The 332-nt window shown below is 72.0% G+C and carries 1 protein-coding gene; it reads left to right on the top strand.

The window, feature by feature from the left end; translation table 11 throughout:
* Window positions 1–30: 30 nt before the first annotated feature.
* Window positions 31–332 (top strand): hypothetical protein (locus ACTJI8_RS20405; RefSeq protein ID WP_440735266.1); only part of this gene is annotated, 302 nt, incomplete at its 3' end.

Below are 332 nucleotides of genomic sequence, written 5' to 3'. Positions count from 1 at the left end.
AATGTCGGTGGCCCCGGGTTGAATGGGGGTATGACGAGCTCGACCAGCACGGTTCTGGATCCCGGGGTGGACCCGGTGGATCCGGTGCTCGTGCTGGCCGCGCTCGTGGACGGGCTGCAGACGACCGAGGCGACGATCACCCGCTTGCAGGCATTGAGGGAAGCGCACCTCGCCGTCGCGCAGCGGCTCGCGGAAGACCTCGCCGCCGCGGACGGTGCGTCCGGGGTGCGGGGCGAGTCAGTGGATCTCGCCGCGCGCAGCGTGGCCGCGGAGTTGGCGGCGGTGCTGCACATGTCCGACCGGGTCGTGCAAGGGCGGATGGTGCGCGCCGC

The organism is Microbacterium sp. 22303, assembly GCF_052045265.1.
Taxonomy (GTDB): Bacteria; Actinomycetota; Actinomycetes; order Actinomycetales; family Microbacteriaceae; genus Microbacterium.
This window is presented reverse-complemented; position numbering and strand designations above follow the sequence as displayed.